General features: G+C 75.3%; 1 protein-coding gene. It reads right to left on the bottom strand.

Annotation, left to right across the window (positions count from 1 at the left end):
* The coding region (locus AWZ10_RS36330) for a beta-ketoacyl reductase (RefSeq protein ID WP_159058484.1) at positions 1-999 on the bottom strand (999 nt) is incomplete at both ends.

Here is a 999-nt window from a genome sequence, read left to right as displayed (position 1 = left end):
AGCCGCCAGGACGTTGCGCAACTCCACCGCGATCAACGAGTCCACACCCAGATCACGGAACGCCCGCTCAGCACCCACCTGTCCGGGGCCGTCGTAGCCGAGTGCGGCGGCGGCCCGGGTGCGGACCTCGGTGAGCAGTTCACGCTGTCGGGCCTCGGGGGTGAGGCCGGCCAGGCGGGACCGCAGTCCGGTGGTGGCTGCGGCCGTGGTCTGAGGAGCTTCCGGAGCGTGGTAGACCTCGGCGAGCAGCGGGCTGGGGCGGACGGCGGTGAAGGCGGGACCGAAGCGTGCCCAGTCGATGTCGGCGACGAGGATCGCGGCCGGACCGTCCGTGGCACAGGCCTCGAGCGCGTCGAGCGCCTGCTCGGGGTCGAGGAGGCCGACGCCGCCGCGCTGCTGGCGGCCCTCGGCGTCGGTGTCGGCTGCCATGCCGCCGCCCGCCCACGGCCCCCACGCGATCGACGTGGCCGGCAGACCCTCACCTCGGCGCCGCTCGGCGAGGGCGTCGAGGACGGCGTTGGCGGCGGCGTAGTTGGCCTGTCCTGCGGAGCCGACGGTGCCGGCGAAGGAGGAGAACAGGACGAAGGCGGAGAGGTCACGGTCCCGGGTCAGCTCGTCCAGGTTCCGTGCCCCGGCAGCCTTCGCCGCGAAGACGGTGCGCAGCGCACGCGGGGTGAGCCCGTCGAGGACCCCGTCCTGAAGCACTCCGGCCGTGTGGACGACGGCGTCCACCGGGTGAGCGTCGAGCAGTGCCCGCAGCGCCTCACGGTCGGTCAGGTCGAGTGCGCCGAAGGTGACTTGGGCGCCGAGTTCGCGGAGTTCGGCGTGCAGGGCGTCGGCGCCCGGGGCCTGGGCACCGGTGCGGCTCACCAGGAGCAGGTGGGCGGCGCCGTTCCGGGCCGCCCAGCGGGCCACCCGGGCGCCGAGAGCACCGGTGCCGCCGGTCACCAGGACCGTTCCGGCGGGCCGCCAGGCCGCCTCGGGCTGCACAGGCGCGGG

The sequence above is a fragment of the Streptomyces europaeiscabiei genome (assembly GCF_001550375.1).
Lineage (GTDB): Bacteria > Actinomycetota > Actinomycetes > Streptomycetales > Streptomycetaceae > Streptomyces > Streptomyces europaeiscabiei.
The sequence above is the reverse complement of the archived record's forward strand: the minus strand, read 5'-3'. Positions and strand labels throughout refer to the sequence as shown.